Source organism: Streptomyces sp. 3-6 (assembly GCF_056323165.1).
The window spans coordinates 18,695-45,080 of record NZ_JBWHZP010000003.1; the positions used below are offsets into that span (position 1 = coordinate 18,695).

At 75.5% G+C, this 26,386-nt stretch carries 20 protein-coding genes; 15 read left to right on the top strand and 5 right to left on the bottom strand.

Going from position 1 to position 26,386, the window contains the following annotated elements:
* The first annotated feature begins 177 nt into the window (after positions 1 to 177).
* The 9 genes from AC02VZ_RS06225 to AC02VZ_RS06265 are packed head-to-tail and all read left to right on the top strand — an operon-like array spanning position 178 to position 10,997.
* Positions 178 to 972: a TIGR03084 family metal-binding protein gene (locus tag AC02VZ_RS06225; protein WP_476474762.1), complete on the top strand. Its 795-nt coding sequence runs from the start codon at positions 178 to 180 to the stop codon at positions 970 to 972.
* Positions 969 to 2,654 carry an acyclic terpene utilization AtuA family protein gene (locus tag AC02VZ_RS06230; RefSeq protein WP_476474763.1) on the top strand — a complete coding sequence of 562 codons (1,686 nt, stop codon included), beginning with the start codon at positions 969 to 971 and terminating at the stop codon, positions 2,652 to 2,654. The genes AC02VZ_RS06225 and AC02VZ_RS06230 overlap by 4 nt, the downstream gene beginning before the upstream one ends.
* Entirely contained in the window at positions 2,651 to 4,249 is a 1,599-nt protein-coding gene (locus AC02VZ_RS06235; RefSeq protein WP_476474764.1) for an acyl-CoA carboxylase subunit beta, read from the top strand. Before AC02VZ_RS06230 ends, AC02VZ_RS06235 begins: the two co-directional genes overlap by 4 nt.
* Before the next feature lie 14 nt (positions 4,250 to 4,263).
* Positions 4,264 to 6,321, top strand: coding sequence for an acetyl/propionyl/methylcrotonyl-CoA carboxylase subunit alpha (locus AC02VZ_RS06240; RefSeq protein ID WP_476474902.1), 2,058 nt, complete (start codon positions 4,264 to 4,266; stop codon positions 6,319 to 6,321).
* Positions 6,318 to 7,481, top strand: a complete 1,164-nt coding sequence (locus AC02VZ_RS06245; RefSeq protein ID WP_476474765.1) for an acyl-CoA dehydrogenase family protein — start codon at positions 6,318 to 6,320, stop codon at positions 7,479 to 7,481. Before AC02VZ_RS06240 ends, AC02VZ_RS06245 begins: the two co-directional genes overlap by 4 nt.
* 41 nt (positions 7,482 to 7,522) lie before the next feature.
* Complete coding sequence (locus AC02VZ_RS06250; RefSeq protein ID WP_476474766.1) at positions 7,523 to 9,103, top strand: 4-coumarate--CoA ligase family protein; 1,581 nt, start codon at positions 7,523 to 7,525, stop codon at positions 9,101 to 9,103.
* Positions 9,100 to 9,834, top strand: coding sequence for an enoyl-CoA hydratase family protein (locus tag AC02VZ_RS06255; protein ID WP_432057289.1), 735 nt, complete (start codon positions 9,100 to 9,102; stop codon positions 9,832 to 9,834). Before AC02VZ_RS06250 ends, AC02VZ_RS06255 begins: the two co-directional genes overlap by 4 nt.
* On the top strand, positions 9,822 to 10,436 hold the full coding sequence (locus tag AC02VZ_RS06260) for a TetR/AcrR family transcriptional regulator (protein WP_362099663.1): 615 nt from the start codon (positions 9,822 to 9,824) through the stop codon (positions 10,434 to 10,436). Before AC02VZ_RS06255 ends, AC02VZ_RS06260 begins: the two co-directional genes overlap by 13 nt.
* 3 nt (positions 10,437 to 10,439) lie before the next feature.
* The gene (locus tag AC02VZ_RS06265; protein WP_432057288.1) at positions 10,440 to 10,997 is read left to right on the top strand and encodes a hypothetical protein; all 558 of its coding nucleotides are present in this window, start codon (positions 10,440 to 10,442) and stop codon (positions 10,995 to 10,997) included.
* A 29-nt stretch (positions 10,998 to 11,026) separates the two neighbouring features.
* Here AC02VZ_RS06265 and pdxH read toward each other — a convergent pair whose 3' ends face one another.
* A complete protein-coding gene (gene pdxH / locus AC02VZ_RS06270; RefSeq protein ID WP_432057287.1) occupies positions 11,027 to 11,713 on the bottom strand; it encodes a pyridoxamine 5'-phosphate oxidase in 687 nt (228 codons plus the stop codon).
* Between the two features lie 384 nt (positions 11,714 to 12,097).
* On the opposite strand from pdxH, the gene AC02VZ_RS06275 reads away from it, so the two are divergent.
* Positions 12,098 to 13,198 carry a citrate synthase 2 gene (locus tag AC02VZ_RS06275; protein WP_432057286.1) on the top strand — a complete coding sequence of 367 codons (1,101 nt, stop codon included), beginning with the start codon at positions 12,098 to 12,100 and terminating at the stop codon, positions 13,196 to 13,198.
* A gap of 624 nt (positions 13,199 to 13,822) precedes the next feature.
* Positions 13,823 to 15,220, top strand: a complete 1,398-nt coding sequence (locus AC02VZ_RS06280) for a PAS domain-containing protein (RefSeq protein ID WP_432057285.1) — start codon at positions 13,823 to 13,825, stop codon at positions 15,218 to 15,220.
* Between the two features lie 279 nt (positions 15,221 to 15,499).
* Here AC02VZ_RS06280 and AC02VZ_RS06285 read toward each other — a convergent pair whose 3' ends face one another.
* Positions 15,500 to 16,255, bottom strand: a complete 756-nt coding sequence (locus AC02VZ_RS06285) for an SIS domain-containing protein (RefSeq protein ID WP_432057284.1) — start codon at positions 16,253 to 16,255, stop codon at positions 15,500 to 15,502.
* A 499-nt stretch (positions 16,256 to 16,754) separates the two neighbouring features.
* Between AC02VZ_RS06285 and AC02VZ_RS06290 the strand changes: the two genes are divergently transcribed.
* Complete coding sequence (locus AC02VZ_RS06290) at positions 16,755 to 17,447, top strand: iron-dependent transcriptional repressor DtxR (RefSeq protein ID WP_362099646.1); 693 nt, start codon at positions 16,755 to 16,757, stop codon at positions 17,445 to 17,447.
* Between the two features lie 786 nt (positions 17,448 to 18,233).
* Positions 18,234 to 19,118, top strand: coding sequence for an alpha/beta fold hydrolase (locus tag AC02VZ_RS06295; protein WP_432057283.1), 885 nt, complete (start codon positions 18,234 to 18,236; stop codon positions 19,116 to 19,118).
* A gap of 412 nt (positions 19,119 to 19,530) precedes the next feature.
* On the opposite strand, the gene AC02VZ_RS06300 is transcribed toward AC02VZ_RS06295, so the two are convergent.
* From AC02VZ_RS06300 to AC02VZ_RS06310, 3 genes are all read right to left on the bottom strand, one after another.
* Complete coding sequence (locus AC02VZ_RS06300; protein ID WP_476474767.1) at positions 19,531 to 21,123, bottom strand: transporter; 1,593 nt, start codon at positions 21,121 to 21,123, stop codon at positions 19,531 to 19,533.
* The gene (locus AC02VZ_RS06305) at positions 21,120 to 21,896 is read right to left on the bottom strand and encodes an ABC transporter ATP-binding protein (protein ID WP_476474768.1); all 777 of its coding nucleotides are present in this window, start codon (positions 21,894 to 21,896) and stop codon (positions 21,120 to 21,122) included. Before AC02VZ_RS06305 ends, AC02VZ_RS06300 begins: the two co-directional genes overlap by 4 nt.
* A 72-nt stretch (positions 21,897 to 21,968) precedes the next feature.
* Positions 21,969 to 22,631, bottom strand: a complete 663-nt coding sequence (locus AC02VZ_RS06310; protein ID WP_432057317.1) for a bifunctional DNA primase/polymerase — start codon at positions 22,629 to 22,631, stop codon at positions 21,969 to 21,971.
* A gap of 281 nt (positions 22,632 to 22,912) precedes the next feature.
* Between AC02VZ_RS06310 and AC02VZ_RS06315 the strand changes: the two genes are divergently transcribed.
* Both AC02VZ_RS06315 and AC02VZ_RS06320 read left to right on the top strand, forming a co-directional pair.
* Positions 22,913 to 24,298, top strand: coding sequence for an NsdA family TPR-like regulatory protein (locus tag AC02VZ_RS06315; RefSeq protein WP_432057280.1), 1,386 nt, complete (start codon positions 22,913 to 22,915; stop codon positions 24,296 to 24,298).
* Between the two features lie 216 nt (positions 24,299 to 24,514).
* Entirely contained in the window at positions 24,515 to 26,365 is a 1,851-nt protein-coding gene (locus tag AC02VZ_RS06320; RefSeq protein WP_432057279.1) for a hypothetical protein, read from the top strand.
* Positions 26,366 to 26,386: the final 21 nt, after the last annotated feature.

Here is a 26,386-nt window from a genome sequence, read left to right on the forward strand (position 1 = left end):
ATAAGCATGCAAGCATGCTTGCTTGTTTCTCGCCCCCCTGCCATGCTCACCGCGTCCGCACCGCGCACCGCGCACCGCGTACCCGCACCAAGCACCGCGGACCCCGCACCGCATCACCGCCGCACCGCGCACCGCGATGTCCGCACCGCCGTGTCCGTGCCCCGAGGGGAGCGCCTCGTGTCCGATCCGACGCCAGTGATCGACGACCTGCGGGAGGAGAGCGAGGAGCTGGACCGGCTCGTGGCCGGCCTCGGCCCCGAGCAGTGGGCGCTGGCGACGCCCGCCCCCGGGTGGACCGTCGCCCACCAGATCGCGCACCTCGCCTGGACCGACCACTCGGCGCTGGTCGCCGCCACCGACGCCGACGGGTTCCGGAAGCTGGTCGAGGCCGCCCTGGCCGCCCCGCACACCTTCGTGGACCAGGGCGCCGAGGAGGGCGCCCGGGTGCCGCCGGACGTGCTGCTGGAGCGGTGGCGGGCGGGGCGGGAGGCGCTGGACGAGGCGCTGCGGGCCGTGCCGGCCGGGGTCCGGCTGCCCTGGTACGGGCCGCCGATGTCCGCCGCCTCGATGGCCACCGCCCGCCTGATGGAGACCTGGGCGCACGGCCTGGACGTGGCGGACGCGCTGGGCGTGGAGCGCGCGGCCACCGGACGGCTGCGGCACATCGCCCGACTCGGCGTGCGCACCCGGGACTTCGCCCACGGGGTGCACGGGCTGACGCCGCCCGCCGACCCGTTCCGCGTCGAACTCACGGCTCTGGACGGCGGGTTGTGGACCTACGGTCCCGAGGACGCGCCCCAGCGGGTCACCGGGCCCGCGCTCGACTTCTGCCTGCTGGTGACCCAGCGCGCCCACCGCGCCGACCTCGCCCTGCGGGCCGACGGGCCGGACGCCGACCGCTGGCTGGACATCGCCCAGGCGTTCGCCGGGCCGCCCGGCGGCGGGCGGGCGCCGAAGGGGGACGCCTCGTGACGGCCGCGCCCCTGCGCATCGGCAACTTCTCCGGCTTCTACGGCGACCGGGCCGACGCCCTGCGCGAGATGCTGACCGGCGGGGAGCTGGACGTGCTCACCGGCGACTACCTCGCCGAGCTGACCATGCTCATCCTCGCCCGCGACCGGATGAAGGACCCCGGGGCCGGCTACGCCCGCACGTTCCTGCGGCAGCTGGAAGACACCCTCGGGCTCGCCCACGAGCGGGGCGTGCGGATCGTCACCAACGCGGGCGGGCTCAACCCGGCCGGGCTCGCGGACGCCGTGCGGGCCCTGGCCGGGCGGCTGGGCATCCCCGTGCGGGTCGCCCACGTCGAGGGTGACGACCTCACCGCCCGGCACCCCGGCAGCCTCGCCGCGCACGCCTACCTCGGGGGGTTCGGCATCGCCGAGTGCCTCCGCGCGGGCGCCGACCTCGTCGTCACCGGGCGGGTCACCGACGCGGCCCTGGTCACCGGCCCGGCCGCCGCCCACTTCGGCTGGGGGCCGGCGGACCACGACCGGCTGGCGGGCGCCGTCGTCGCCGGGCACGTGCTGGAGTGCGGGACGCAGGCCACCGGCGGCAACTACGCCTTCTTCCGGGAGAAGGACCCCGGGCCGCGCCCCGGGTTCCCGGTCGCCGAGATCCACGCCGACGGCAGCAGCGTCGTCACCAAGCACCCCGGCACCGGCGGCTTCGTCGACGTGGGCACGGTGACCGCGCAGCTGCTGTACGAGACGGGCGGCGCCCGGTACGCGGGCCCCGACACCACCGCCCGTCTGGACACCGTGCGGCTCACCGCCGAGGGCCCGGACCGGGTGCGGATCGACGGCGTGCGCGGTGAACCGCCGCCCCCCGCCCTCAAGGTCGGGCTCAACCGGCTCGGCGGGTTCCGCAACGAGGTCGTGTTCGTGCTCACCGGGCTCGACATCGAGGCCAAGGCGGACCTGGTGAAGGAGCAGATGGGCCGGGCGCTCGCCCAGTCCCCGCCCGCCGAGGTGCGGTGGGAACTGGTCCGCACCGACCGGCCCGACGCCCCGACGCAGGAGGCGGCGAGCGCGCTGCTGCGGCTGGTCGTCCGGGACCCCTCCCCGGAGGCGGTCGGGAGGGCGTTCAGCGGGGCCGCCGTCGAGCTGGCCCTGGCGAGCTACCCGGGCTTCCACGTCCTGGCACCCCCCGGGAAGGGCGCCCCCTACGGGGTGTTCGAGGGGGTGTACGTGCCGCAGGAGGACGTCCCGCACGTGGCCGTCCTGCCCGACGGGCGCCGCGTCCCGGTCGAGCCGCCCCGCGCGACGGCCGCCCTCGACGACGTGCCAGAGCCCGCGCTCCCCGAGCCGCTGCCGGCGGGACCGACGGTGCGGGCGCCGCTGGGCCGCGTCGCCGGGGCCCGCAGCGGGGACAAGGGCGGGGACGCCAACGTCGGGGTGTGGGTGCGCTCCGACGACGCCTGGCGGTGGCTCGCCCACGAGCTGACCGTCGCACGGTTCCGCGAGCTGATCCCCGAGGCGGCCGGCCTGACCGTCACCCGGCACCCGCTGCCCCGCCTGCGCGCCCTGAACTTCGTCGTCACCGGGATCCTCGGCGAGGGCGTCGCGTCCCAGGCCCGCTTCGACCCCCAGGCCAAGGCGCTCGGCGAATGGCTGCGTTCCCGCCACGTCGACCTACCGGAGGTGCTGCTGTGACGGTCCTCGGCTCCGCCCTGGACACCGCCGGCCCGGAGTACCGGGCCCACCGCGCGGCCATGCTCGCCAAGCTGGCCGAGCTCGACACCGAGCACGCCAAGGCCCTCGCGGGCGGCGGCGAGAAGTACGTCGAACGGCACCGCGTGCGCGGCAAACTCCTCGCCCGCGAACGCATCGAGCTGCTCCTCGACCCCGACACGCCCTTCCTGGAACTGTCCCCGCTGGCGGCCTGGGGGAGCGACTACACCGTCGGCGCCTCCCTGGTCACCGGGATCGGGGTGGTCGAGGGCGTGGAGTGCCTGATCACCGCCAACGACCCGACCGTGCGCGGCGGGGCCAGCAACCCGTGGTCGCTGAAGAAGGCGCTGCGCGCCCACGAGATCGCGTTCGCCAACCGGCTGCCGGTGATCAGCCTGGTGGAGTCCGGCGGCGCCGACCTGCCCTCGCAGAAGGAGATCTTCATCCCGGGCGGCGCGATCTTCCGCGACCTGACCCGGCTGTCCGCCGCCGGCATCCCCACCGTCGCCGTCGTCTTCGGCAACTCCACCGCCGGGGGCGCGTACGTGCCCGGCATGTCCGACCACGTCATCATGGTCAAGGAGCGGGCGAAGGTGTTTCTCGGCGGGCCGCCGCTGGTCAAGATGGCCACCGGTGAGGAGAGCGACGACGAGTCCCTCGGCGGCGCCGAGATGCACGCGCGGGTCTCCGGGCTCGCCGACCACTTCGCCGTCGACGAACCCGACGCGCTGCGCCGGGCCCGCCGGGTCGTGGCCCGCCTCAACCACCGCAAGGCGTACCCGGATCCGGGGCCCGCCGAGCCGCCGAAGCACGACCCGGAGGAACTGCTGGGCATCGTCCCCGGCGACCTGAAGATCCCCTTCGACCCGCGCGAGGTCGTCGCCCGGATCGTCGACGGCTCCGACTTCGACGAGTTCAAGCCGCTGTACGGGACCAGCCTCACCACCGGCTGGGCGGCCCTGCACGGCTACCCGGTCGGCATCCTCGCCAACGCGCAGGGCGTGCTGTTCAGCGAGGAGTCGCAGAAGGCGGCCCAGTTCATCCAGCTCGCCAACCAGCGCGACATCCCGCTCCTCTTCCTGCACAACACCACCGGCTACATGGTCGGCAGGGAGTACGAGCAGGGCGGCATCATCAAGCACGGCGCCATGATGATCAACGCGGTCAGCAACTCCCGCGTCCCGCACCTGTCCGTCCTCATGGGCGCCTCCTACGGCGCCGGGCACTACGGCATGTGCGGGCGGGCCTACGACCCGCGCTTCCTGTTCGCCTGGCCGAGCGCCAAGTCCGCCGTGATGGGTCCGCAGCAGCTCGCCGGCGTGCTGTCCATCGTCGCCCGGCAGTCGGCGGCGGCGAAGGGGCGGCCCTACGACGACGAGGCGGACGCGGCGCTGCGCGCGATGGTGGAGCAGCAGATCGAGTCGGAGTCCCTGCCGATGTTCCTGTCCGGGCGGCTGTACGACGACGGGGTCATCGACCCGCGCGACACCCGGACCGTGCTCGGCCTGTGCCTGTCGGCCGTCCACACCGCCCCCTACGAGGGCGCGCGCGGCGGCTTCGGCGTCTTCCGGATGTGAGGGCCATGACCACCGTGATCACCTCTGTTCTCATCGCCAACCGGGGCGAGATCGCCTGCCGCGTCGCCCGCACCTGCCGCGAGCTGGGCATCACGACCGTCGCCGTGCACTCCGACGCCGACGAGGACGCCCTGCACACCCGGACGGCCGACCTCGCGGTGCGGCTCCCGGGGGCGGCGCCCGCCGACACCTACCTGCGCGCCGACCTGATCGTGAAGGCCGCCCTCGCGGCCGGCGCCGACGCCGTGCACCCCGGCTACGGATTCCTCTCCGAGAACGCGGACTTCGCGCGCGCCGTGCGGGACGCCGGACTGGTGTGGATCGGGCCGCCGCCCGAGGCCATCGAGGCGATGGCGTCCAAGACGCGGGCCAAGCGGCTCATGGGCATCGAGCCGCTGACCGACGTGACCGAGGCCGACCTGCCGGTGCTGGTGAAGGCGGCGGCCGGCGGCGGCGGACGCGGGATGCGGATCGTGCGGCGCCTCGCCGACCTGGACGCCGAGCGGGCCGCCGCCCGCGCGGAGGCGGCGAGCGCCTTCGGCGACGGGGAGGTGTTCACCGAGCCGTACGTGGAGGGCGGCCGGCACGTCGAGGTGCAGGTGCTCGCCGACACCCACGGCACCGTGTGGGCGCTCGGCACCCGCGACTGCTCCCTCCAGCGCCGCCACCAGAAGGTGATCGAGGAGGCCCCGGCGCCCGGCCTGTCCCCGCGGCTCACCGAGGACCTGCACGCCCTCGCGGTGCGCGCCGCGCGGGCCGTCTCCTACGTGGGCGCCGGCACGGTGGAGTTCCTGGTGGCCGGTGACCGGGCGCACTTCCTGGAGATGAACACCCGGCTCCAGGTGGAACACCCGGTCACCGAGGCCGTGTTCGGCCTCGACCTCGTCGCCGAGCAGATCCGCGTCGCCGAGGGTCACGCCCTGGACGGGGAGCCGCCCCGCCCGCACGGGCACGCCGTCGAGGCCCGCCTCTACGCCGAGGACCCCGCCCGCGGGTGGGCCCCGCAGACCGGCCGCCTGCACCGCCTCGTCGTCCCCGGCCATGTGCGCCTGGACACCGGGTACACCGACGGCGACACCGTCGGCGTGCACTACGACCCGATGCTCGCCAAGGTCGTCGCGCACGCCCCCACCCGCGCCGAGGCCGTGCGGAAACTCGCCGCCGCGCTGGAACGCGCCGAGATCCACGGCCCGGTCACCAACCGGGACCTGCTGGTGCGGTCCCTGCGGCACGAGGAGTTCGCGCGGGGCCGCATGGACACCGGCTTCTACGACCGGCACCTGTCCGCTCTGACCGCCCCGGCCACCGGCCCGGACGCCCACCCCTCGCCCACCGCCGCCCCCGACGGAGCCGCCGCGCGCCCTCCGCTGGCCGCGCTGGCCGCCGCCCTCGCCGACGCCCACGGCCGCTCCCGCTTCGGCGGCTGGCGCAACCTGCCCGCCCTGCCGCAGGTGAAGCGGTACGCCCTGGCGGGCGAGGAGCACGAGGTGCGCTACCGGCACACCCGGGAGGGCCCGGCGGCCGACGGGGTGCGGGTGGTGCGTGCCGGGCCGGAGCTGGTGGTGCTGGAGGTGGACGGCGTACGGCGCCGCTTCACCGTCGCCCGGTACGGTGACCGGGTGTACGTCAATGACACCGTCCTCACCGCCCTGCCCCGCTTCCCCGACGCCGAGGCCCAGCTCGCCCCCGGTTCCCTGGTGGCGCCCATGCCGGGCACCGTGGTGCGGGTCGCGGAGGGCCTGGCGGAGGGGGCGGCCGTGGAGGCCGGGCAGCCGCTGCTGTGGCTGGAGGCCATGAAGATGCAGCACCGGATCACCGCCCCGGCCGACGGCGTGCTCGCCGCCCTGCACGCCGTGGTGGACCGCCAGGTGGAGCCCGGCACGCTGCTGGCCGTGGTGCGGCCGCACCCCGGGCCGGCCCCGGAGGCGGCCGGTTCTCCGGCTCCGGCCGGCCCTTCCGTCCCCCCGGGTTCCTCCGGTTCCGCCGGTCGCCCCGGTGCCGCCGACACCTCCGACTCCGCCGACACCTCCGACTCCGCCGATACCTCCGACTCCGCCGAGGAGCGTTCATGAGCGTGATCGAGTCCGAAGAGCACCAGGCCCTGCGCGCCGCCGTCGCCGCCCTGGGCGTCAAGTACGGCCGCGACTACCTCACCAACGCCGTCTCCTCCGGCCGCCACCCGGCCGAACTCTGGTCGGAGGCCGCGAAGTTGGGCTACCTGGGCGTCAACCTGCCCGAGGAGTACGGCGGCGGTGGCGGCGGCATCGCCGAACTGTCCATCGTGCTGGAGGAGTTGGGCGCCGCCGGGTGCCCGCTGCTGATGATGGTGGTGTCGCCCGCGATCTGCGGCACGGTCATCGCCCGCTTCGGCACCGAGGAGCAGAAGCGGGAGTGGCTGCCCGCCCTCGCGGACGGCACCCGCACCATGGCCTTCGGGATCACCGAACCCGACGCCGGCTCCAACTCCCACCGCATCACCACCACCGCCCGGCGCGACCCGGACACCGGGGACTGGCTCCTCACCGGCCGCAAGGTGTTCGTCTCCGGCGTCGACACCGCCGAGGCCACCCTGATCGTGGGCCGCACCGCGGACGCCCGCACCGGGAACCTCAAGCCCTGCCTGTTCATCGTCCCGCGCGACACCGAGGGCTTCCAGCGGCAGGCCATCGACATGGAACTCAACGCCTCCGAGAAGCAGTTCGAGCTGACCCTCGACGACGTGCGGCTGCCCGCCGGGGCCCTGGTGGGCGACGAGGACGCGGGGCTGCTCCAGCTGTTCGCGGGCCTCAACCCCGAGCGCATCATGGGCGCCGCCTTCGCGATCGGCATGGGCCGGTACGCCCTCGCCCGGGCCGTCGAGTACGCCCGCGAACGCACCGTGTGGAAGGTCCCGATCGGCGCCCACCAGGCCATCGCCCACCCCCTCGCCCAGGCGCACATCGAGCTGGAGCTGGCCCGGCTGATGATGCAGAAGGCCGCCCACCTGTGCGACGCGGGCGACGACATCGGCGCCGGTGAGGCCGCCAACATGGCCAAGTACGCGGCGGGCGAGGCGTGCGTGCGGGCCGTCGACCAGGCCGTGCACACCCTCGGCGGCAACGGTCTGACGCGCGAGTTCGGGCTCGCCTCGCTGATCACGGCGGCGCGCGTGTCTCGTATCGCGCCGGTGAGCAGGGAGATGATTCTCAACTACGTCTCCCACCAGACCCTGGGTCTGCCCAAGTCGTACTGACGACACCCGCCGGACCGCCGTCCGGCGCGGGAGGAGGAACCATGTTCCGCAGCACGTACGCAGACGTCGAGCCGGTCGATCTGCCCATCCACGACGCGGTCCTGGCACGCGCCGCCGAGTTCGGCTCCCACCCGGCCCTCATCGACGGCACCGACGGCACCACCCTCACCTACGAACAACTCGACCGCTTCCACCGCCGGGTGGCCGCCGGTCTCGCCGAGGCCGGGGTGCGCAAGGGCGACGTGCTCGCCCTGCACAGCCCCAACACCGTGGCCTTCCCCACCGCCTTCTACGCCGCCACCCGCGCCGGCGCCTCCGTCACCACCGTCCACCCGCTCGCCACCGCCGAGGAGTTCGCCAAGCAGCTCACGGACTCCGGCGCCCGCTGGATCGTCACCGTCTCCCCGCTGCTGGAGTCCGCGCGCCGGGCCGCGGAGATCGCCGGCGGGGTCGAGGAGATCCTCGTCTGCGACAGCGCGCCCGGACACCGCTCGCTGATCGACATGCTGGCCTGCACCGCGCCCGAACCGGAGGTCGACATCGACCCCGCCGAGGACGTGGCCGCGCTGCCGTACTCCTCCGGCACCACCGGCCTGCCCAAGGGCGTGATGCTCACCCACCGGCAGATCGCCACCAACCTCGCCCAGCTCGAACCGGCCATCACCGCGGGCCCCGGCGACCGCATCCTCGCCGTGCTGCCGTTCTTCCACATCTACGGCCTGACCGCCCTCATGAACGCCCCGCTGCGGCAGGGCGCCACCGTCGTCGTGCTGCCCCGCTTCGACCTCGAACAGTTCCTCGCCGCCATCCAGAACCACCGCATCACCGCCCTGTACGTGGCCCCGCCCATCGTCCTCGCCCTCGCCAAGCACCCCATGGTCGCCGCGTACGACCTGTCCTCCCTGCAGCACGTCATCAGCGCCGCCGCACCCCTCGACGCGAACCTCGCCGCCGCCTGCTCCCGGCGGCTCGGGCTGCCGCCGGTCGGCCAGGCGTACGGCATGACGGAGCTGTCCCCGGGCACCCACGTCGTCCCCCTGGACCTCATGGACCAGGCGCCGCCCGGCACCGTCGGCAAGCTGATCGCGGGCACCGAGATGCGCATCGTGTCCCTGGACGACCCCGGCAAGGACCTCGGCGTCGGCGAGTCCGGCGAGATCCTGATCCGCGGCCCGCAGGTGATGAAGGGCTACCTCGGCCGTCCCGACGCCACCGCCGCGATGATCGACGAGGACGGCTGGCTGCACACCGGGGACGTGGGGCACGTGGACGCGGACAACTGGCTGTTCGTCGTCGACCGGGTCAAGGAGCTGATCAAGTACAAGGGCTTCCAGGTGGCCCCCGCCGAACTGGAGGCGCTGCTGCTCACCCACCCCGGCATCGCCGACGCCGCCGTCATCGGCGAGCGCGACGAGAACGGCAACGAGGTCCCGCACGCCCACGTGGTGCGCCAGCCGTCCGCCCCCGACCTGACCGAGGGGGAGGTCATGATGCACGTCGCCGAACGCGTCGCCCCCTACAAGCGGGTCCGCCGGGTCACCTTCCTGGACGCCGTGCCCCGCGCCGCGTCCGGCAAGATCCTGCGCCGCGAACTGCGGGCGGCGCCCGAGGAGCCCTCGTGACCCTGATCGCCCGCACCCGCGCCCGGGGCGTCGAGACGCTCGCCCTCGACGCCCCGGAACGCCGCAACGCCCTGTCCGCGGCCCTCGTCGGCGACCTCGCCGACGCGCTGGCCGCGGCCGGGCGGGACCCCGGGGTGCGCGCGGTCGTCCTCACCCACACCGGCACCACCTTCAGCGCCGGCGCCGACCTGCGCGACCCGCCCGACCCCGACGCCCTCGTGGCGCTGCTGCGGCAGCTCGTCGAACTGCCGAAGCCCGTCGTCGCGCGGGTCACCGGGCACGTCCGGGCCGGCGGCCTCGGCCTGCTGGCCGCCTGCGACATCACGGCCGCCTCCGAGGACGCCACGTTCGCCTTCACCGAGGTCCGCATCGGCGTCGCCCCGGCTGTCATCTCGCTGCCGCTGCTGCCCCGCACCGACCCGCGCGCCCTGGCCCGCCTCTACCTCACCGGGGAGCGCTTCGACGCCGCCGAGGCCACCCGCATCGGCCTGCTCACCGCCTCCGGCCCGGACGTCGACGCCGTGCTCGCGCCGATCCTCGACGGCCTGCGCCGCTCGTCCCCCGAGGCCCTGGCCGAGACGAAACGACTGCTCACGGCTAGGGTGCTGGAGACATTCGACCGGGACGCGGCCCACCTGACCGCGCTCTCGGCCCGGCTGTTCGCCTCCGACCACGCGCGCGAGGGAATGACGGCCTTCCTCGAACGACGGGATCCGACATGGGTGGTGTGAACACGGCCGAACGGGCCGGACGCGTCCCCAAGCAGGACCGCAGCCGGGCCACCCGGCAGCGCCTGCTGGAGGCCGCGGTGGCCTGCCTCGCCGAACACGGCTGGGCCGGGTCGACGGTCTCCGTGGTGGCCGAACGGGCCGGGGTGTCGCGCGGCGCCGCCCAGCACCACTTCCCCACCCGCGAGGACCTGTTCACGGCCGCCGTCGAGTACGTCGCCGAGGAACGCTCCACCGCCCTGCGCGCCCTCTTCCCCGAGGGCGCCGGCGCCGGGGAGCGCCGCGCGGTGGTGGCCGCCCTCGTGGACCTGTTCACCGGGCCGCTGTTCCGGGCCGCGCTGCACCTGTGGGTCGCCGCCTCCAACGAGGAGCAGCTCGGCGCGCGGGTGACCGAGCTGGAGTCCCGGGTGGGCCGGGAGACCCACCGCATCGCCGTGGAACTCCTCGGCGCCGACGAGAGCCGCCCCGGCGTCCGCGAGAGCGTGCAGGGCCTGCTCGACATGGCGCGCGGCCTGGGCCTCGCCAACCTCCTCACCGACGACACGGCACGCCGCGACCGGGTGGTCGCGCAGTGGGCGGCGCTGCTGGACGAGGCGCTGGGCTGATCCGTGGGCGACCACTACCAGGTGATCGTCGACCTCGACGCGACCGGGGAGGAGGCGGAGCGCCTCGCGCGCCGCGCCGTCGCGTGGCTCGTGGCCGAAGGCATCGTCCTGCCCCCGCCCGGGCCCCGCGTGCCCGGCGGGCCCGCGGAGCACCCGCCCGGCCCGCACTGGCACCGGGCGGTGGCCGGTGAGCCGGACCGGTCCCCGACCGACGGCCTGACCGTGCACACCGGGCGCGCCGGCTTCACCAGCGGCGCCGACCTCCCCGGCGCGGCCCTGTGCCCCGCCTGCGGGGCCGCCACCGACCTGGACGACGGGTTCTGGGAGCGGTTCTGCGAGGCCCTGCGGGCCTGGAAGGAGACGGGCGCCGCGGCCGTCGCCTGCCCCGGGTGCGCCGTGACCGTCCCCGTCCAGGAGTGGACCTGGGACGAGGCCCCCCTCGCGCTGGGCACCCTCGCTCTGGAGTTCCGGAACTGGCCCGGCCTCGGGGCCCCCTTCCGCGCCCGGACCGGCGCGGTGCTGGACGGGCACCGCACCGCCTACGTGTGGGGCAAGCTGTAGGGGGACCTGTTGCCGGTGCGCCCGTCCCGTCAGGGCGCCAGCCGCTCCACGCGCCAGCCCCCGCCGGGCTCCGCCACGTACCGCAGGCGGTCGTGCAGGCGGTTCTCCCGGCCCTGCCAGAACTCCACGGTGTGCGGGGCCACCCGGAAGCCGCCCCAGTGCGGCGGCACCGGCACCTGCTCGCCCTCCGGGTAGCGGTCGGCGAGTTCGGCGTAGGCGGCGTCCAGCTGCGCGCGGCCGGGGATCACCGAGGACTGGTCGCTGGCCCAGGCGCCGAGCTGGGAGCCGTGCGGGCGGGTGCGGAAGTAGCGGGCCGTCTCGTCGCGGCCGGTGCGCCGGGCGGTGCCGGTGACGACGACCTGGCGGGCCATCGGATGCCACGGGAAGAGCAGGCAGACGTGCGGGTTCGCGGTCAGCTCGCGGCCCTTGCGGGAGTCGTGGTTGGTGTAGAAGACGAACCCGTCGTCGTCGAACTGTTTCAGCAGCACCGTGCGGGCGCTGGGCCGGCCCTCGGCGTCCGCCGTGGACACGATCATGGCGTTCGGCTCGAACAGCCCGCCGTCCGTGGCCGCCTGCTTGAACCAGCGGGCGAACTGCTCGACGGGGGAGGCGGCCAGCTCGGCCTCGGTGAGCCCGTCGGCCCGGTACTGCTTGCGCATCGCGGCGAGATCGAGGGGCGCGGCGTCTGGGTCGGTCACAGCGTCATCCTGCCGCATGCCCGGACGCCGTGGACAGATGTGGTCCCGGTCACGGAGCGCATCCCGGGTGGCACTCAGTGCCGCCAAGGCTCCCCAAAACTGGCACTCAGGGATATCGTGCAGGCACTGACCCGGTTGGGTGACCGCCGGCCGGGCATCACAGGGGTGACGTCCCGGACCGCGAGCCCTCCCGTCAGGACCGCGGATCCACCGGACGCCCCCCGCAGCCGCCGCCGACCAGCCCGGTCCCCGAAACCTCATCCACCCCACCCACCCCTCACACCCTGGTCACCACACCCCGGACCCCTCCGGCCGTCGCGGGACCCGCACGGCCGGTCACGGTCCGTCTCCCCCCACAGACGCAGCACGTCATCCGTCACCCACATCACGAGGAGCCGCCTGATGTCCGACTTCGTACCCGGGCTCGAAGGAGTCGTCGCGTTCGAGACGGAGATCGCCGAACCGGACAAGGAGGGCGGTGCCCTCCGGTACCGGGGCGTCGACATCGAGGACCTGGTCGGTCAGGTCTCCTTCGGCAACGTCTGGGGCCTGCTCGTCGACGGCGCCTTCAACCCCGGCCTGCCGCCCGCCGAGCCGTTCCCGATCCCCGTGCACTCCGGTGACATACGCGTCGACGTGCAGTCCGCGCTCGCCATGCTGGCACCCGTCTGGGGCCTGAAACCGCTCCTCGACATCGATGCCGCGCAGGCCCGCGACGACCTCGCCCGCGCCGCCGTCATGGCCCTGTCCTACGTGGCGCAGTCCGCGCGCGGCCAGGGGCGGCCCATGGTGCCGCAGCGCGAGATCGACAAGGCCGAGTCCATCGTCGAGCGCTTCATGATCCGCTGGCGGGGCGAGCCCGACCCCCGGCACGTGGCGGCGGTGGACGCCTACTGGACGTCCGCGGCCGAGCACGGCATGAATGCGTCCACCTTCACCGCCCGGGTCATCGCGTCCACCGGCGCGGACGTCGCGGCGGCGCTGTCCGGTGCCGTCGGCGCGATGTCGGGCCCGCTGCACGGCGGCGCCCCCTCCCGCGTGCTGCACATGATCGAGGAGATCGAGCGCACCGGGGACGCCGAGGCGTACGTCCGCAGCACCCTCGACAAGGGCGAGCGCCTGATGGGCTTCGGACACCGCGTCTACCGCGCCGAGGACCCCCGCGCCCGCGTGCTGCGCCGCACCGCCCGCGAACTGGGCGCCCCGCGCTACGAGGTCGCCGAGGCCCTGGAGAAGGCGGCCCTGGCCGAACTGCACGCCCGGCGTCCGGACCGGGTGCTGGCCACCAACGTCGAGTTCTGGGCGGCGATCGTCCTGGACTTCGCCGAGGTCCCGGCGCACATGTTCACCTCGATGTTCACCTGCGCCCGCACCGCGGGCTGGTCGGCGCACATCCTGGAGCAGAAGCGCACCGGCCGCCTCGTGCGCCCGTCCGCCCGCTACGTGGGCCCCGGCACGCGCGACCCGCGCGAGATCGAGGGCTACGGCGACATCGTGCGCTGACCGTGTGACGCACGGGCCCGACGCGTCGGACCGGCGTGCCGCGTCGGACGGGCGGGACGCGGCGGACGGGCGCGACGCGGCGGGCACGGCGTGCCACGGGAACCCGCTGGAACCACGGGAACCACGGGAACGCAGACGACCCGCGAGTCGGGTTCCTCCGAGGAGGAGCCGGCCGGACGTACCGGCGACTCGCGGGTCGGGTGACTGCTTGGGACTGGGCCGGCTGCGCGCGAGGATCACGCGCTGGTCCGGCACCGCACTGAGTGGGTGACGGGCCGCTAGCCCGCAGTCACCTCACGCGTCCGGTTGTCATACATCTGCCGAACCACCTCCCTTCTCGTGTACCGGGAACCCTAAAAAGTGCCCCGCCCCCGAGGCAAGCACTTTTTTTCCACGGGCCCGGGACCGCCCGCCGGACGGCACGCACCGTGCGGCGCCGCGGGGAACGGCCCGGCGCCGGCCGGACGACGGCGGGGCGCCGGCCGTGTGGGAGCGTGGCGCCGCACAACGATTCCCACAATCTTGTGGGAACCCGATGTGCGCTGAGTCACGTTCACGTTGAATAGTTGCACGTGAGCGAACCGAACGTGCGGTACGTGCGGACGCAGCCGGCAGGGGGTCCAGGTGAGTGCTTCCCGGCGTAGTGGGGCGACCGACGAACTCGGTCCCGACGAGCCCGGGCGGGTGGGTCGCGACAGTGCGGACGGGGCCGACCTGCTCGCCGCGTTGCTCGACGGCATGGACGCGGCGCTGTGCGCCTTCGACGCCGACGGCGTCGTGACGCACTGGAACCGCGAGGCGGAACGCATCCTCGGCTGGACCGCGGCCGAGGCGGTCGGGCGGCACGGCTTCGCCGGGTGGGCGGTGCGCAGCGCCGACGCCGAGGAGGTCGAGGCGCGGCTGCTGTCGGCCATGGACGCCCCGGGCCGCCAGGTGCACGAGTTCGCGCTGCTGACCAAGGACGGCGGGCGGGTGCTGGTGCGCACCCAGTCCGCGGCCGTGCGCGGGCCCGACGGGAGGGCGGCCGGGGTGTACTGCGCGTTCAGCGAGGTGCACGCCCAGATCGACCTGGAACGCTCCATCGCCCTCAGTGAGGCCCTGCTGGAGGAGGCGAGCTGGGGGGTCGTCCTGGTCGACGCGGACCTGCGGCCCGCGGTGGTCAACGCCCACGCGGCGAAGGCATTGGGTGCCGGGCGCACGGCGGTCCTCGGGCGCCCGCTCGGCGAGCTGCTGACGCAGGGCGTGGAGGAGCTGGAGAGCGCCCTGACCCATGTGCTGGCGGAGGGCGCCCCGCCCGCGCCCGCGGAGATCTGGGTGAGCGTGCGCACGCCGGAGGGGGAGCGGCGGCGGTGCTGGCGCAGCGGGTTCGTCCGGCTCTCCTCGCCGCTCGCGGAGGAACCGGTGCCGCTCGGGGTGGGCTGGCTGTTCCAGGACGTGACCGAGACCCGGCAGGGCGAGCAGGAGGCGTCCCTGCTGCGGTTCCGCACCCAGCAACTGCACCGGGCGGCGCGGGCGGCGGCCGAGTGCGAGGACCCGGCCGAGGCGGTCACCGTCCACCTGGACTTCGCGCTCGCCGGGTTCGCCGACCACGCGCTGATCGACCGGGTGGCCGGGCGCCCGGTCCGCGCGGGGGACACCGGCCCCGTCCGGCTGGTGCGGATCGCGGCCACCCCGTCCGGCGCGCCGGGGCCGAGCCGGCTGGCCGGCCGGGCGGGCCTGCCGGTGCGCTACGGCGAGAAGCACCCGGCGCTGCAGTGCGTGCAGCGGGCCGGGTCGGTGCGGGCGGCCGCCGGCGCCGGCGACGAGGCGCGCGCCTGGGCGGTGGCCCGGCAGTGGCCGCCGGACACCGCGCACGCCCTGTGCACGGTGCTGCGCAGCCGGGGCCGGACGCTGGGCGCCGTGACGTTTCTGCGCGGGGCGGGCCGGTCCGCCTTCGAACGCGCGGACACGCTGTACGCCGAGGACGTGGCCCTGCGCATCGCCACCGCCCTGGACCTGGCGGGAATCCTCGGCGAGGAGTAGCGCGGCCGGCCCGCGCGGTGGTCCCGGCGGAGACGGCCGGTCCCGGCCCGGGGTCCCGGCGGAGGCGGCCGGTCCGCCGGGCGGGCGCGCGGGTGACGCGGCCGACCGCGGGGCGCGGCCGGGGGCGTGCGGGGTGCTCGGTCCGCGCGCCTGTGGCGCCGTCGGGTGCGGGAGGCGCCCGGCGCGCGTGCCGGGGCCCGGGTACCCATGCCGAGGCCCGGTGGGCAGGGAGGCGCGCGGACCGCGGGGCCCGCGCGGGGCGACGGGGGGCCCTCCGGGTCAGCGGCGGTAGTAGATCCGGTCGCCGTACTCCTCGAAGACGCGGTCGTTCCACTCCAGGCCGCCGTCGACGTTGCCCGAGCGCAGCAGCGGCGGCTCGACGCCCCGGTCGGCGAGCGTGGCGGCGGCGGTCGCCATGACCGCCTGGAGCAGCGCCGTGGTGACCACGGTGGAGGCGGGGGCGAAGGGCGCCGGGATCCGGTCGTGGGTCAGCTCCGCGTCGCCGACCGCGATCTTCGAGTCCAGCACGACGTCGCAGTGGTCCTTCAGGAACGTCCCCGAGGCGTGCCGGGAGGCGGTCTGCGAGGCGTACGCCACCGACGTCACCCCGACGACGCGCACGCCCAGGGCGCGGGCGTGCATCGCCATCTCCACCGGGAGCGCGTTGCGCCCGGACAGCGAGATGATCACCAGCGCGTCCCCGGCGCGCAGCGGTGAGGCGTCCAGGACGGTGGACGCGAGGCCGTCCACCCGCTCCAGGGCCGAGCCGAGCGTGGCGGGCATGACGTCGACGCCCACGACGCCGGGGACGGCGAGCAGGTTCATCAGGGCGAGGCCACCCGCGCGGTACACGAGGTCCTGCGCGGCGAGCGAGGAGTGGCCGGCGCCGAAGACGAACAGCCGTCCGCCGTCCGCCGCGGTGTCGGCGATCAGGGTGCCCGCCGCCGCGATGGCCCCGGCCTCCTCGTCGCGGACCCGGTGCAGCAGGTCCGTCGCGGCGTCGAGGAACCGGTCGGCCGGCGTGCGGTCGCTCATGCGGCATCCCTTCGGGGTGGCTGTGTCGCGGATCACCGTGCGGTCTGGACCAGTGCCCTGTCAATACGGCGTCGCCGGACCGCCGGGTGCGGTGCGGTTCGTCCCTCCCCGGCCGCTCGGACGGGGCTGGGGAGGAGCGGCGGGCGGACCCCGGAAGGGCCCCGCCGGACGACGGCGCGGGGCCCCGTCGGACGACGGCGCGGGGCCCCGTCGGACGGTGCGCAGGAGGCGCGGCGGGGGTGGGGCGGGGCGAAGGAAGGGGCGCCGGAGGGTTGCCGCAGGGCCGTCGAGGGGGGCGCGGAGGGGCGGCGGGAGGGCTCCCGAGGGGGCGCGCAGGGGTGGCCGGGAGGGCCGGGCACCGTCGGTTCGTGCGCTTGTGCACACCGAAGGGTCCGGTTGTCGGCCGGATGCGTAAGAATTGAGTCCAGGGCCAGCGCAGGAGCCGGTGAGCCGTCCAGCCTCCGGCAGAGCCGATCGCAGAGCTAATCGAGGGGCACGTATGTCCGGACTGATCGACACCACGGAGATGTATCTCCGCACCATCCTCGAGCTGGAGGAGGAAGGGGTGGTCCCCATGCGTGCCCGGATCGCCGAGCGGCTCGACCAGAGCGGCCCGACGGTCAGCCAGACGGTGGCGCGCATGGAGCGTGACGGACTGGTCTCCGTCGCGGCCGACCGGCACCTGGAGCTCACCGACGAGGGCCGCCGCCTGGCCACCCGCGTGATGCGCAAGCACCGGCTCGCCGAGTGCCTGCTCGTCGACGTGATCGGCCTGGAGTGGGAGCAGGTGCACGCCGAGGCGTGTCGCTGGGAGCACGTGATGAGCGAGGCCGTCGAGCGCCGGGTGCTGGAGCTCCTGCGGCACCCCACCGAGTCGCCGTACGGCAACCCCATCCCGGGCCTGGAGGAACTGGGCGAGAAGGACGGCGCCGATCCGTTCCTGGACGAGGGCATGGTCTCGCTGGCCGACCTCGACCCGGGCGCCGAGGGCAAGAACGTCGTGGTGCGCCGGATCGGCGAGCCCATCCAGACGGACGCCCAGCTGATGTACACGCTGCGCCGCGCGGGCGTGCAGCCCGGTTCCGTGGTGAGTGTGACGGAGTCGGCGGGCGGGGTGCTGGTGGGCAGCGGCGGCGAGGCCGCCGAGCTGGCCTCGGACGTCGCCTCGCACGTCTTCGTCGCCAAGCCCTGAGCCGGGCGCGCGCCGACGCGCGCAGCCACCCCGGGAGCCGTCGTGGGCGGGCCGCGGAGTCCGTCGCGGACGGGCCCGGGGCGCCGCCGTCAGGGCGGCCCCCGGGGCGGCTGTGCACCCGGGGCGCGGGCTGCCGGGCGGGCTTCCGGGTCCCGTTCCCGCCGCGGGTCAACTACCGTGCTCCGGGCGGGAGTTGGGACGTCCGAGGGTGGGCGGCCCGGAGAGGCGTGGCCGGTTCCGCGCCGAATCCGGGAGCCAGTGCGCGGAACGGCTCCGCGCGGCCCGTTCCCGTGCGAGGCTGTCGCGGTGCACGTACCTGAAGGGCTCATGGCCGGGCCGGACGGCTCCGGCCCGCGGCCGGGGAGGGCGGGAGGATGTGCGATGACCACGTGAGGGGCCCCGGCGCCCTGCGGCGCCGGGGCCTGTCCTCCCCTGTGCTGACCCGGAGCCCCGAGCTCCCAGGGTCATCCCCTGCGGACCGTTTTTCCCCGAGCGGTCCGCCTCCCGATGAAGATCTCCCCCGGGGCGCGGCGGTCAATCGTGACGGGGTGTCACTCGTATGAGGGGTGTTGCCGGGCGAAACGCCATTTTCGAATAGGCATTCGATAGCCTGCGGAGGGACGGGACGGCCGGCAGCACGGGCGCACACCCGCCGCACCGCCGGACGGCCGCACGAGAGGACGCGGCACCGCCCGGACGCGGCATCGGCCCGGCGGCCGGAACACCACGGCTGACCGGGCCCGTCAGGACGAGCACGACAGGCAGCGAGCTTGGGGGTGCCAAACCATGGCGCGACGCATCGACGTGACGGGGGCGGACGGCATACGTCTGGCCGCCTGGGAGTTCGGCGACCCGTTCAAGACCGCGCCCGACCGGGACGACGCCGGCGACGGCGCCCGGGGCGCCGGGGGCGTGCTGTTACTGCACGGACTGATGGGCCGCGCCTCGCACTGGGCGTCCACCGCCCGCTGGCTCTCCGAGCGGTACCGGGCCGTCGCCCTGGACCAGCGCGGCCACGGCCGCAGCGAGAAGCCCCCGCTGGCCGCCTTCGGCCGCGACGCCTACGTGGACGACGCCGAGGCCGCCCTCGACCAGCTCGGCCTCGGCCCGGCCGTGCTCATCGGCCACGCGATGGGCGCGCTGACCGCCTGGCAGCTCGCCGCCAAGCGTCCCGACCTGGTGCGGGGACTGATCATCAGCGACATGCGGGCCTCCGCGCTCGGCGCCGCCTCGCAGCGGGAGTGGGACGCGTGGTTCCAAGCGTGGCCGGTCCCGTTCGCCACGCTCGCCGACGTCCGCAAGTGGTTCGGGGAGGACGACCCCTGGGTGGAGCGGCCGAACCCGGCCCGGGGCGAGTTCTACGCCGAGGTGATGGCCGAGGCCGCCGACGGCTGGCGTCCGGTCTTCGACCCGGAGCAGATGCTCCGCTCCCGCGAGACCTGGGTCTACGACGCGCACTGGGAGGAGCTGGCCCAGGTCCGCTGCCCCGCCCTGGTGGTCCGGGGCCTGGACGGCGAACTGGGCCGGGCGGAGGCCCAGGAGATGGTCCGCGTCCTGCCCCACGGCCGGTACGCGGAGGTCGCCGACGCGGGCCACCTGGTCCACTACGACCAGCCGGACGCCTGGCGGGCCGCCGTCGAACCCTTCCTGGACTCCCTCGCCCGGCCCTGACCTGCCCCTGACCCGTCTCCGACCTGCCCCGGACCGTCCTCGACCAGGCCGCCCACGGCCGAACAGGACGGACGGCCCGAGGCGCGGTGGGGAGGGGCCGGCCGGTGAAGGGACCGGGCGTCCCCACGGACGGAGGGACCGGACGGCGTGACGAACGGACGGGCGGGGCCGGCTCACGGCGGGCCGACTCACGAACGGACGGGCGGGGCCGACCTACGGACGGGCGGGGCCGACTCACGGACGGGCGGGCGGACTGACGGACGGGCGGGCGGGGTGCCGGGCGGCGGGCCCCCGGCACCCCTCCCGTAGCCCCGTCCGGTCGCCCACCGCGCCCGCCCGACGCCGCGCCCGCCCGGCCGCCCGCCGCGCCCGCCCCGCCCGCGCCCCGCCGTCCCCCTGGCCTCCCGTCCGGCTACGCCCTGCTGACCGCCGCGAGGATCTCCGGCAGGCGGGCCGCCATGCGGGGGGCGGCCAGGCGCAGGCCGGCCACGGTGAGGGCGGCGCCGTACAGGGTGCCGACGGGCAGCAGCAGCCAGGTCCACGGGCGGCCGTCCGCGCTGACGTTGAGCCAGATCGCCGCCGTGATGATCGGGGCGCAGAGCAGCGCGGCGGCGACCATGCCGCCGAAGACGGAGATCCAGGCGAGGCCGGTCTGGCCGGGGGCGACGTTCTTGTAGCCCTCCTGAGGGATGGAGTAGGGGAAACGGGCCGAGGTCCAGGCCCCCGTCGCCAGCATCGCCCCGAGCAGGGCGAAGGACAGGCCCAGCGCCTCCGGCACCCGCCGCCAGTCGCCCAGCACGGCCGCCGTCAGCACGGTCACGAAGGTGGCGTACGGCAGGGTGATCAGGACCAGGGCCAGCGCCCGGCCGCGCAGCTCGGCGTGGGCGTCCCGGGCCGAGGAGACCGTCGTCGCGACGATCCAGAAGGCCGAGGTGTCCTGGCCGAACTGGTTGTACATCATGATGCCGAGCATCCCGGCGGCGAAGCAGGCGAAGTAGACGGAGCCGGTGCCCTGCCAGGCGTTGAGGACCGGCACGATCAGGCCGATCGCCAGGGACGTCACCCAGGCGGCCTTCGTCTTCGGGTCCCGCCAGACGTAGCGCAGGCTGCGGTCCGCGACCGTGCCGGTGCGGCCGGCGGGCAGCAGCCGGGCGAGGGCGCCGGAGGGGCGTGTGCGGACGGCCGCCCGCGAGGACGGCAGCGTCGAGCCGTCGGGCGCGGTCATCAGCCGGGTCAGCGAGCGCGTCCACAGGGCCAGCAGGACGGCCAGGGCGCCCGCGCACAGGGCGAGCCGGGCGGCGGCGACCGCGTGGGCGCCCTCGCCCGCCGCGTGCACGGCGGCGAGCGCGGAGGCCGGCGGGACCCAGGCCAGCACGTCCGCGACCGGGGCGAGCTGCTCCAGCCCGGAGGAGCCGATCCGCTGCGCGCCGAAATTGACCACCTGCGCGCCGACCGCGATCAGCAGGCCGCTGAGCACCGCGAGGTCCCGGCCCCGGCGGCTGCTCAGCAGGCGCACGTTGGCCGCCGCGACCGCCCGGGCGAGCGCCACGCACACCAGCAGGGCCAGCGGCACCGCGACCGCCCCGGCCGCGACGGCGGCGGCGCCGTCCGCCACCGCGATCACCGAACCCATGAGCAGGCACAGCGTGAACAGCGGCCCGATGCCCACCAGCGACGCCACCAGCAGCCCCCGCACCAGCGGTCGCGGACGCAGCGGCAGCATGACCAGCCGGGTCGGGTCGAGGGTCTCGTCGCCGCTGGGGAAGAACAGCGGCATCACCGCCCAGCCCAGCGCCAGCACCGCGACCAGCAGGACCACCAGGGACTCCACGTGCCCGACCCCGCGCAGCGCGACCAGGCCGGCCACCTGGAGCACGGCGAACAGCAGCGCGAAGACCGCCGAGGCGAGGTAGGCGGCGCGCCGTCCGCCCGAGCCGCGCAGGCCGTTGCGCAGCAGGGACAGCTTCAGCCGGACGAGGACGGGGGTGAGGGCGGGCGTGCTCACCGGGCGCCCCCGCCGCCGAGCCAGTCCAGGTCCGTGGCGGCGTCCCGGCCGTGCGCCCCGACGAGGGCGAGGAACGCCTCCTGGAGCGAGGCCGTGCCGCCGCGCACCTCGGCGAGCGGGCCGTGCGCGCGGATCCGGCCCGCCGCCATCACCGCCACCCAGTCGCACAGCGACTCGACCAGCTCCATGACGTGGGAAGAGAACACGACGGTGGCGCCGGAGGCGGTGTAGCGCTCCAGGACGCCCCGGATGGTCTGCGCGGAGACCGGGTCGACGCCCTCGAACGGCTCGTCCAGGAAGAGGACGTCGGGGTTGTGCAGCAGGGCGGTGGCGAGGCCGATCTTCTTGCGCATGCCGGTGGAGTAGTCGACCACCAGCTTGTGCTGGGCGCCGGCCAGGTCCAGGACGTCCAGCAGCTGGGTGGCCCGCTGGTCGACCTCCGCGCCGGGCAGCCCGCGCAGCCGGCCCGCGTAGCCGAGGAGTTCGCGGCCCGAGAGCCGGTCGAACAACCGCAGGCCCTCGGGCAGCACGCCGATGCGCGCCTTGACCCGGACCGGGTCGCGCCACACGTCGTGGCCGACGACCTCGACCGTGCCCGCGTCGGGCCGGAGCAGACCGGTCACCATCGACAGCGTCGTGGTCTTCCCGGCCCCGTTCGGACCGACGAGCCCGATGAAGCGGCCCGCGGGCAGCTCCAGGTCGATCCCGGCGACCGCGACCTGCTGCCCGAACCGCTTCCAGAGCCCTTCCACACGTACGGCACCAGCACCCACCGCGTCTCCCTCCGTCGCCCGAAACCCTACGGCGGGACCCGGGGGTCGCTCAGGGGCGCGCGGGCGCGTCGCCTACCGCTCCCGTCCGCACGCGTAGGCCAGCGGTGAGATCAACTCCTCGGCGTCCGGCAGCCAGCGGTTGGCCGGGGTCGGACGGCAGGCCCACTGCACGGCGCCCCGGGAGCCGAAGCGGGTGGGCGGCGCGGCCACCCAGGCGCCCTCGCCGAGCACCACCAGGTCCAGCGAGGCCGGCGCCCAGCCCAGCGTGCGGACCAGGTCGGGCACCTTCGCCGCCGCGCCGGGCAGGACGAAGAACTCCATGCGCCGGTACGGCGTCAGCGTGACCGGACCGAGCGTCAGCTCCATCCGCTCCATGCGCGCGAGAGCGAGGAACCCGGCCGTCTCCGGGACGGAGATCGCGTCGAAGGTGCGGCCCGTGGGCAGCAGGACGGACGCCGTCGGCCGCTCCTGCCACAGGCGGCGGGCCACGGTCGCGCTGCCCGTCGCCCGGTCCGCCCACTCGGGCCCCGCGGGGTGTGCGCCGGGGGCGGGACACGCGGCGTCACCGCAGGAGCAGCGCTGGACGCCGTCCACGGGTTCGAGCCAGGTGCCCGGGAACACGTCCCAGTGCCGCTCCTCGACGTAGCGAACTGCGGTGTCCAGCAGCGATTCCCCGCGCTGCTTCGGGATCTGTGCGGCTTCGGTGCCCGGGATCGTCTCTTCCACGATGAACACAACTACGGCCGTCACCAGGGGTTACGCCCGTGCGCGTGCGCGGGGGAGAGCACCCGCCCCGCGACCGGGGCGCATGGGTGCACCGGTGGGGGCGCGCGGGAGGATCCGCCTCCACGCGTGGGTAACCAGGAGAAGGGCCGGGACCGGAAACAACCCCGGCAAACCTCATACACCTCGCATCTTCGGCACCGGGGCGGGGCATTGATCTTCACGGCCGCAACTCGCCGCGGGAACGCGGGAGGTACGGCCGCGGGAGCCGCCGAGACAGCAGGGGGTACGCCATGGCCGCGAGGCCACTCGTCGCGCGACAGCCGAACGAACGGCTGCAGGCGCTCATCCAGGAGGCCGGGTGCTCCAACGCCGGCCTCGCCCGCAGGGTCAACCTGTGCGGGGCCGAACACGGCCTCGACCTGCGGTACGACAAGACGTCGGTGGCCCGCTGGCTGCGCGGTCAGCAGCCGCGCGGCCGGGCACCGGCGATCATCGCCGAGGCACTGGGCCGCAAACTGGGCCGCACGGTCACGATCGACGAGATCGGCATGGCCAACGGCAAGAACCTCGCCTCCGGAGTGGGCCTCCAGTTCTCGCCGACGGTACTGGGCGCCATCGAGCAGGTGTGTGAGCTGTGGCGCAGCGACGTGGGACGCCGGGACTTCCTGTCCGGCTCCTCCGTCGCCGCCTCCGCGCTGGTGGAACCCAGCCGGGACTGGCTGATCTCCGTCCCCGACGCCCAGGTGGCCCGCTCGGCGGGCCCCCGCGTGGGCCGGTCCGACGTGGGCGCCGTACGCGCCATGACCCAGGCCCTGGTGGACCTCGACCACCAGTACGGCAGCGGGCACGTGCGCCCGGTCGTCGTGCACTACCTCAACAGCGTCGTCTCCGGACTGCTGACCGGCTCCTACCGGGAGGCCGTGGGCCGCGAACTGTTCGCGGCCGTCGCCCGGTTGACCGAGCTCGCCGGGTACATGGCCGTCGACACCGGTCAACCCGGCCTGGCCCAGCGGTACTACATCCAGGCGCTGCGCCTGGCCCAGGCCGCCGGGGACCGCGGGTACGGCGGGTACGTGCTCGCCGCCTCCATGAGCCACCTCGCGGCGCAGCTCGGGAACCCGCGCGAGATCGCGCAGTTGGCGCGGGCCGCGCAGGAGGGCGCGCGCGGCCGGGTCACACCGCGCGCCGAGTCCATGTTCCACGCGGCGGAGGCGCGCGGCCACGCCCTGATGGGCGACGTGCGCGCCGCCGAGGCGTCCGCCGGGCGTGCGATGGGCGCCCTGGAGGCGGCCGACCCGGCCACCGGGGACGACCCGCCGTGGATCCGGCACTTCGACGAGGCCTACCTCGCCGACGAGTTGGCCCACTGCCACCGGGACCTCGGGCAGGCCCGGGCCGCCGAGCGGTGCGCCCGCGCGGCGCTGGCCGGACACCCGGAGTCACGGGCGCGGCGGCGGGCCATCGGCCAGGTGCTGCTGGCCACGGCGCAGGTGCAGCAGCGGGAGATCGAGGCGGCCTGCAGCACGGGCCTGCAGGCGGTCGAACTGCTCGAAGGGCTGCGCTCCGACCGCGGCGCCGAGTACCTGGAGGACCTGCGGCAGCGCCTGGAGCCGTACCGGGACGAGCCGGCGGTCCGCGAGTTCGGCGCCCGCACCGCGCTGCCCGTCGCGGCGTGAGGGGAAACACACCGGTACCGCCCGGCGTACGGCGTACTGCCCGCGGGCATCGCGGAGTTGACGTGGAAAAGGAGCCATGAACAGCGTGCCGTGACGTGGTTTTGTTACTGCTCCCGCTGGGCAGAAGCAGCCGCCCCGTGCTGCGTGGCACCGCGCTCGGGGGACCCGGTAGCGTGAGCCGACGACGCACGAGGTCCCCCATGGGTAGGAGTACCGGTGACGCAGAGTGGACAGGGCGAGGAGCCCTCGGCGCGCCCCGCGCGCGAAGGCATCGTGCTGCCCTCCGACGGCGGTGAGCCCCTGGTTCCGGGCAGGTCGGCCCCGCCCGCCGGCCCCGTGCCGGGCGCCCCGGGCACCGACGGCGGGCAGGTGCCCTCGGCCCCGTCCGGCGGCCCGACGTGGGGCGAGCCGTGGGGTCCCGGGCAGCAGGCGTCCGCCCCGGTGACCGGCCAGGACTGGCAGCCCTCGGCGCCCGCGTCACCGACTCCCGGCCCGCAGCAGTGGGGCGGGCCCGCCGAGTCCGGCTGGGGCGGGCAGGGCCGCATGCGCGGCCCGGGCCCGCTGCCGCCCGAGGGCGCCCTGCCCGCGTCGCACGGCGGCCCGCCCGCCCACGGCGGCCACCCGCAGGGGCCGGACGCCGACTACGGAGCACCCGCCCACACGGCCGACGCCTACGGAGCACCGCAGGGCGGTCACGGCCCGCAGGGCGGTCACGGCGGGGCGCCGGCTCCGCGGGACCCCTACGGAGCCCACGACCCGTACGGCCCCCAGGACCCCTACGCCCCGCAGGCCCCGCACGACCCGTACGCCTCCCACGCGCCTCACGCGCCTCACGGTCACGGCCCCCACACGCCCCACCCCGGTCACGGCGCCGCCGCGCAGCCGCAGGTGTCGCCCGAGGGCGCGACCCAGTACCTGCCGCCCGTCCCCGCCGGACCCGGGGGACCCGGGGGAGGAGCGCCCGACGGGGCTGAGGGGGCCACCCAGTTCCTGCCGCCGGTGCCCGCCGCCCCCGTCGACGAGGGGCCGACGCAGTACATACCCCCGATACCCGCGGCGGGTCCGGGCGCCCTGCCGCCCGAGATGTCCGCCGGCCCGCACCCCGCCTCCCCTGCGGGGCACCACCCGCACGGCCCGGCCGGTCACGGCCCGTTCCCGCCCGCCGGCGACCCGGACGCCGAGGCCACCCAGTACATCGCCCCGGTCACCGACCAGGGCCCCGCGCCCTACGGCGCCCCCGCCGGTGACGACCACCGGCAGCCGCCCGCCGAGTTCGACAACCTCTTCCGCAGCGACGAGGGCCCGGCCGGCGCCACCCAGCAGATGCCGCGCATCGAGGACCCGGCGCCCGGCCGGGCCGCGGCCCCGCCGTCCGGTCCGGGCGGTGGCGGCAGCCGACGCGCCTCCGGGCCCGCCGGCCGGGGCGGCGGACGCACCGGCTCCCGGGTGCCCCTGCTCGCCGCCGTGGGCGTCGGCATCGCCGTCCTCGGCGTCGGGGCGGGCGCGCTGCTCGGCGGCGGGGGCGGCGACGACGAGGGGGGCGACCGGAACCAGCCGGTGTCCGCCTCCGCCCCGGCCAGCACGCAGCCCTCGCCCACCCCCACCGTCGACCCGGCCCGGCAGCAGGCCGTAGAACTGGACAAGCTGCTCGCCCACAGCGGCGAGAGCCGGACCGCGGTGATCAACGCGGTCGCGGACGTGAAGCAGTGCAAGGACCTGGCCAAGGCGGCCAAGGACCTGCGGGACGCGGCCGGGCAGCGCAACCAGCTGGTCACCGACCTCTCCGCGCTCTCCGTGGACAAGCTGCCCGACCACCAGGCGCTCACCACCGCCCTCACCAAGGCGTGGAAGGCGTCCGCCGCGGCGGACAACCACTACGCCGCCTGGGCCGACCAGACCGCCGGCAAGCGGGGCTGCCGCAAGGGCCAGGCGCGCACCACCGGCCAGACGCAGGCCGGCAACCGGGCCAGCGGCACCGCGACCGCGGAGAAGGGCAAGGCCGCCCGGCTGTGGAACGCCATCGCCAAGCAGTACGGCCTCACGGAGCGCCAGCCGACCCAGCTGTGACCCCGAGCCGCGACGAGGGCG

What these genes read in the sequence shown, in the direction of transcription:
- AC02VZ_RS06315 (WP_432057280.1), top strand. Translation starts at nt 22,913, where the DNA reads ATGGCCGCGAGGCCACTCGTCGCGCGACAGCCGAACGAACGGCTGCAG.
- AC02VZ_RS06275 (WP_432057286.1), top strand. Translation starts at nt 12,098, where the DNA reads ATGTCCGACTTCGTACCCGGGCTCGAAGGAGTCGTCGCGTTCGAGACG.
- AC02VZ_RS06245 (WP_476474765.1), top strand. Translation starts at nt 6,318, where the DNA reads ATGAGCGTGATCGAGTCCGAAGAGCACCAGGCCCTGCGCGCCGCCGTC.
- AC02VZ_RS06260 (WP_362099663.1), top strand. Translation starts at nt 9,822, where the DNA reads ATGGGTGGTGTGAACACGGCCGAACGGGCCGGACGCGTCCCCAAGCAG.
- AC02VZ_RS06295 (WP_432057283.1), top strand. Translation starts at nt 18,234, where the DNA reads ATGGCGCGACGCATCGACGTGACGGGGGCGGACGGCATACGTCTGGCC.
- pdxH (WP_432057287.1), bottom strand. Translation starts at nt 11,713, where the DNA reads ATGCGGCAGGATGACGCTGTGACCGACCCAGACGCCGCGCCCCTCGAT.
- AC02VZ_RS06285 (WP_432057284.1), bottom strand. Translation starts at nt 16,255, where the DNA reads ATGAGCGACCGCACGCCGGCCGACCGGTTCCTCGACGCCGCGACGGAC.
- AC02VZ_RS06250 (WP_476474766.1), top strand. Translation starts at nt 7,523, where the DNA reads ATGTTCCGCAGCACGTACGCAGACGTCGAGCCGGTCGATCTGCCCATC.
- AC02VZ_RS06290 (WP_362099646.1), top strand. Translation starts at nt 16,755, where the DNA reads ATGTCCGGACTGATCGACACCACGGAGATGTATCTCCGCACCATCCTC.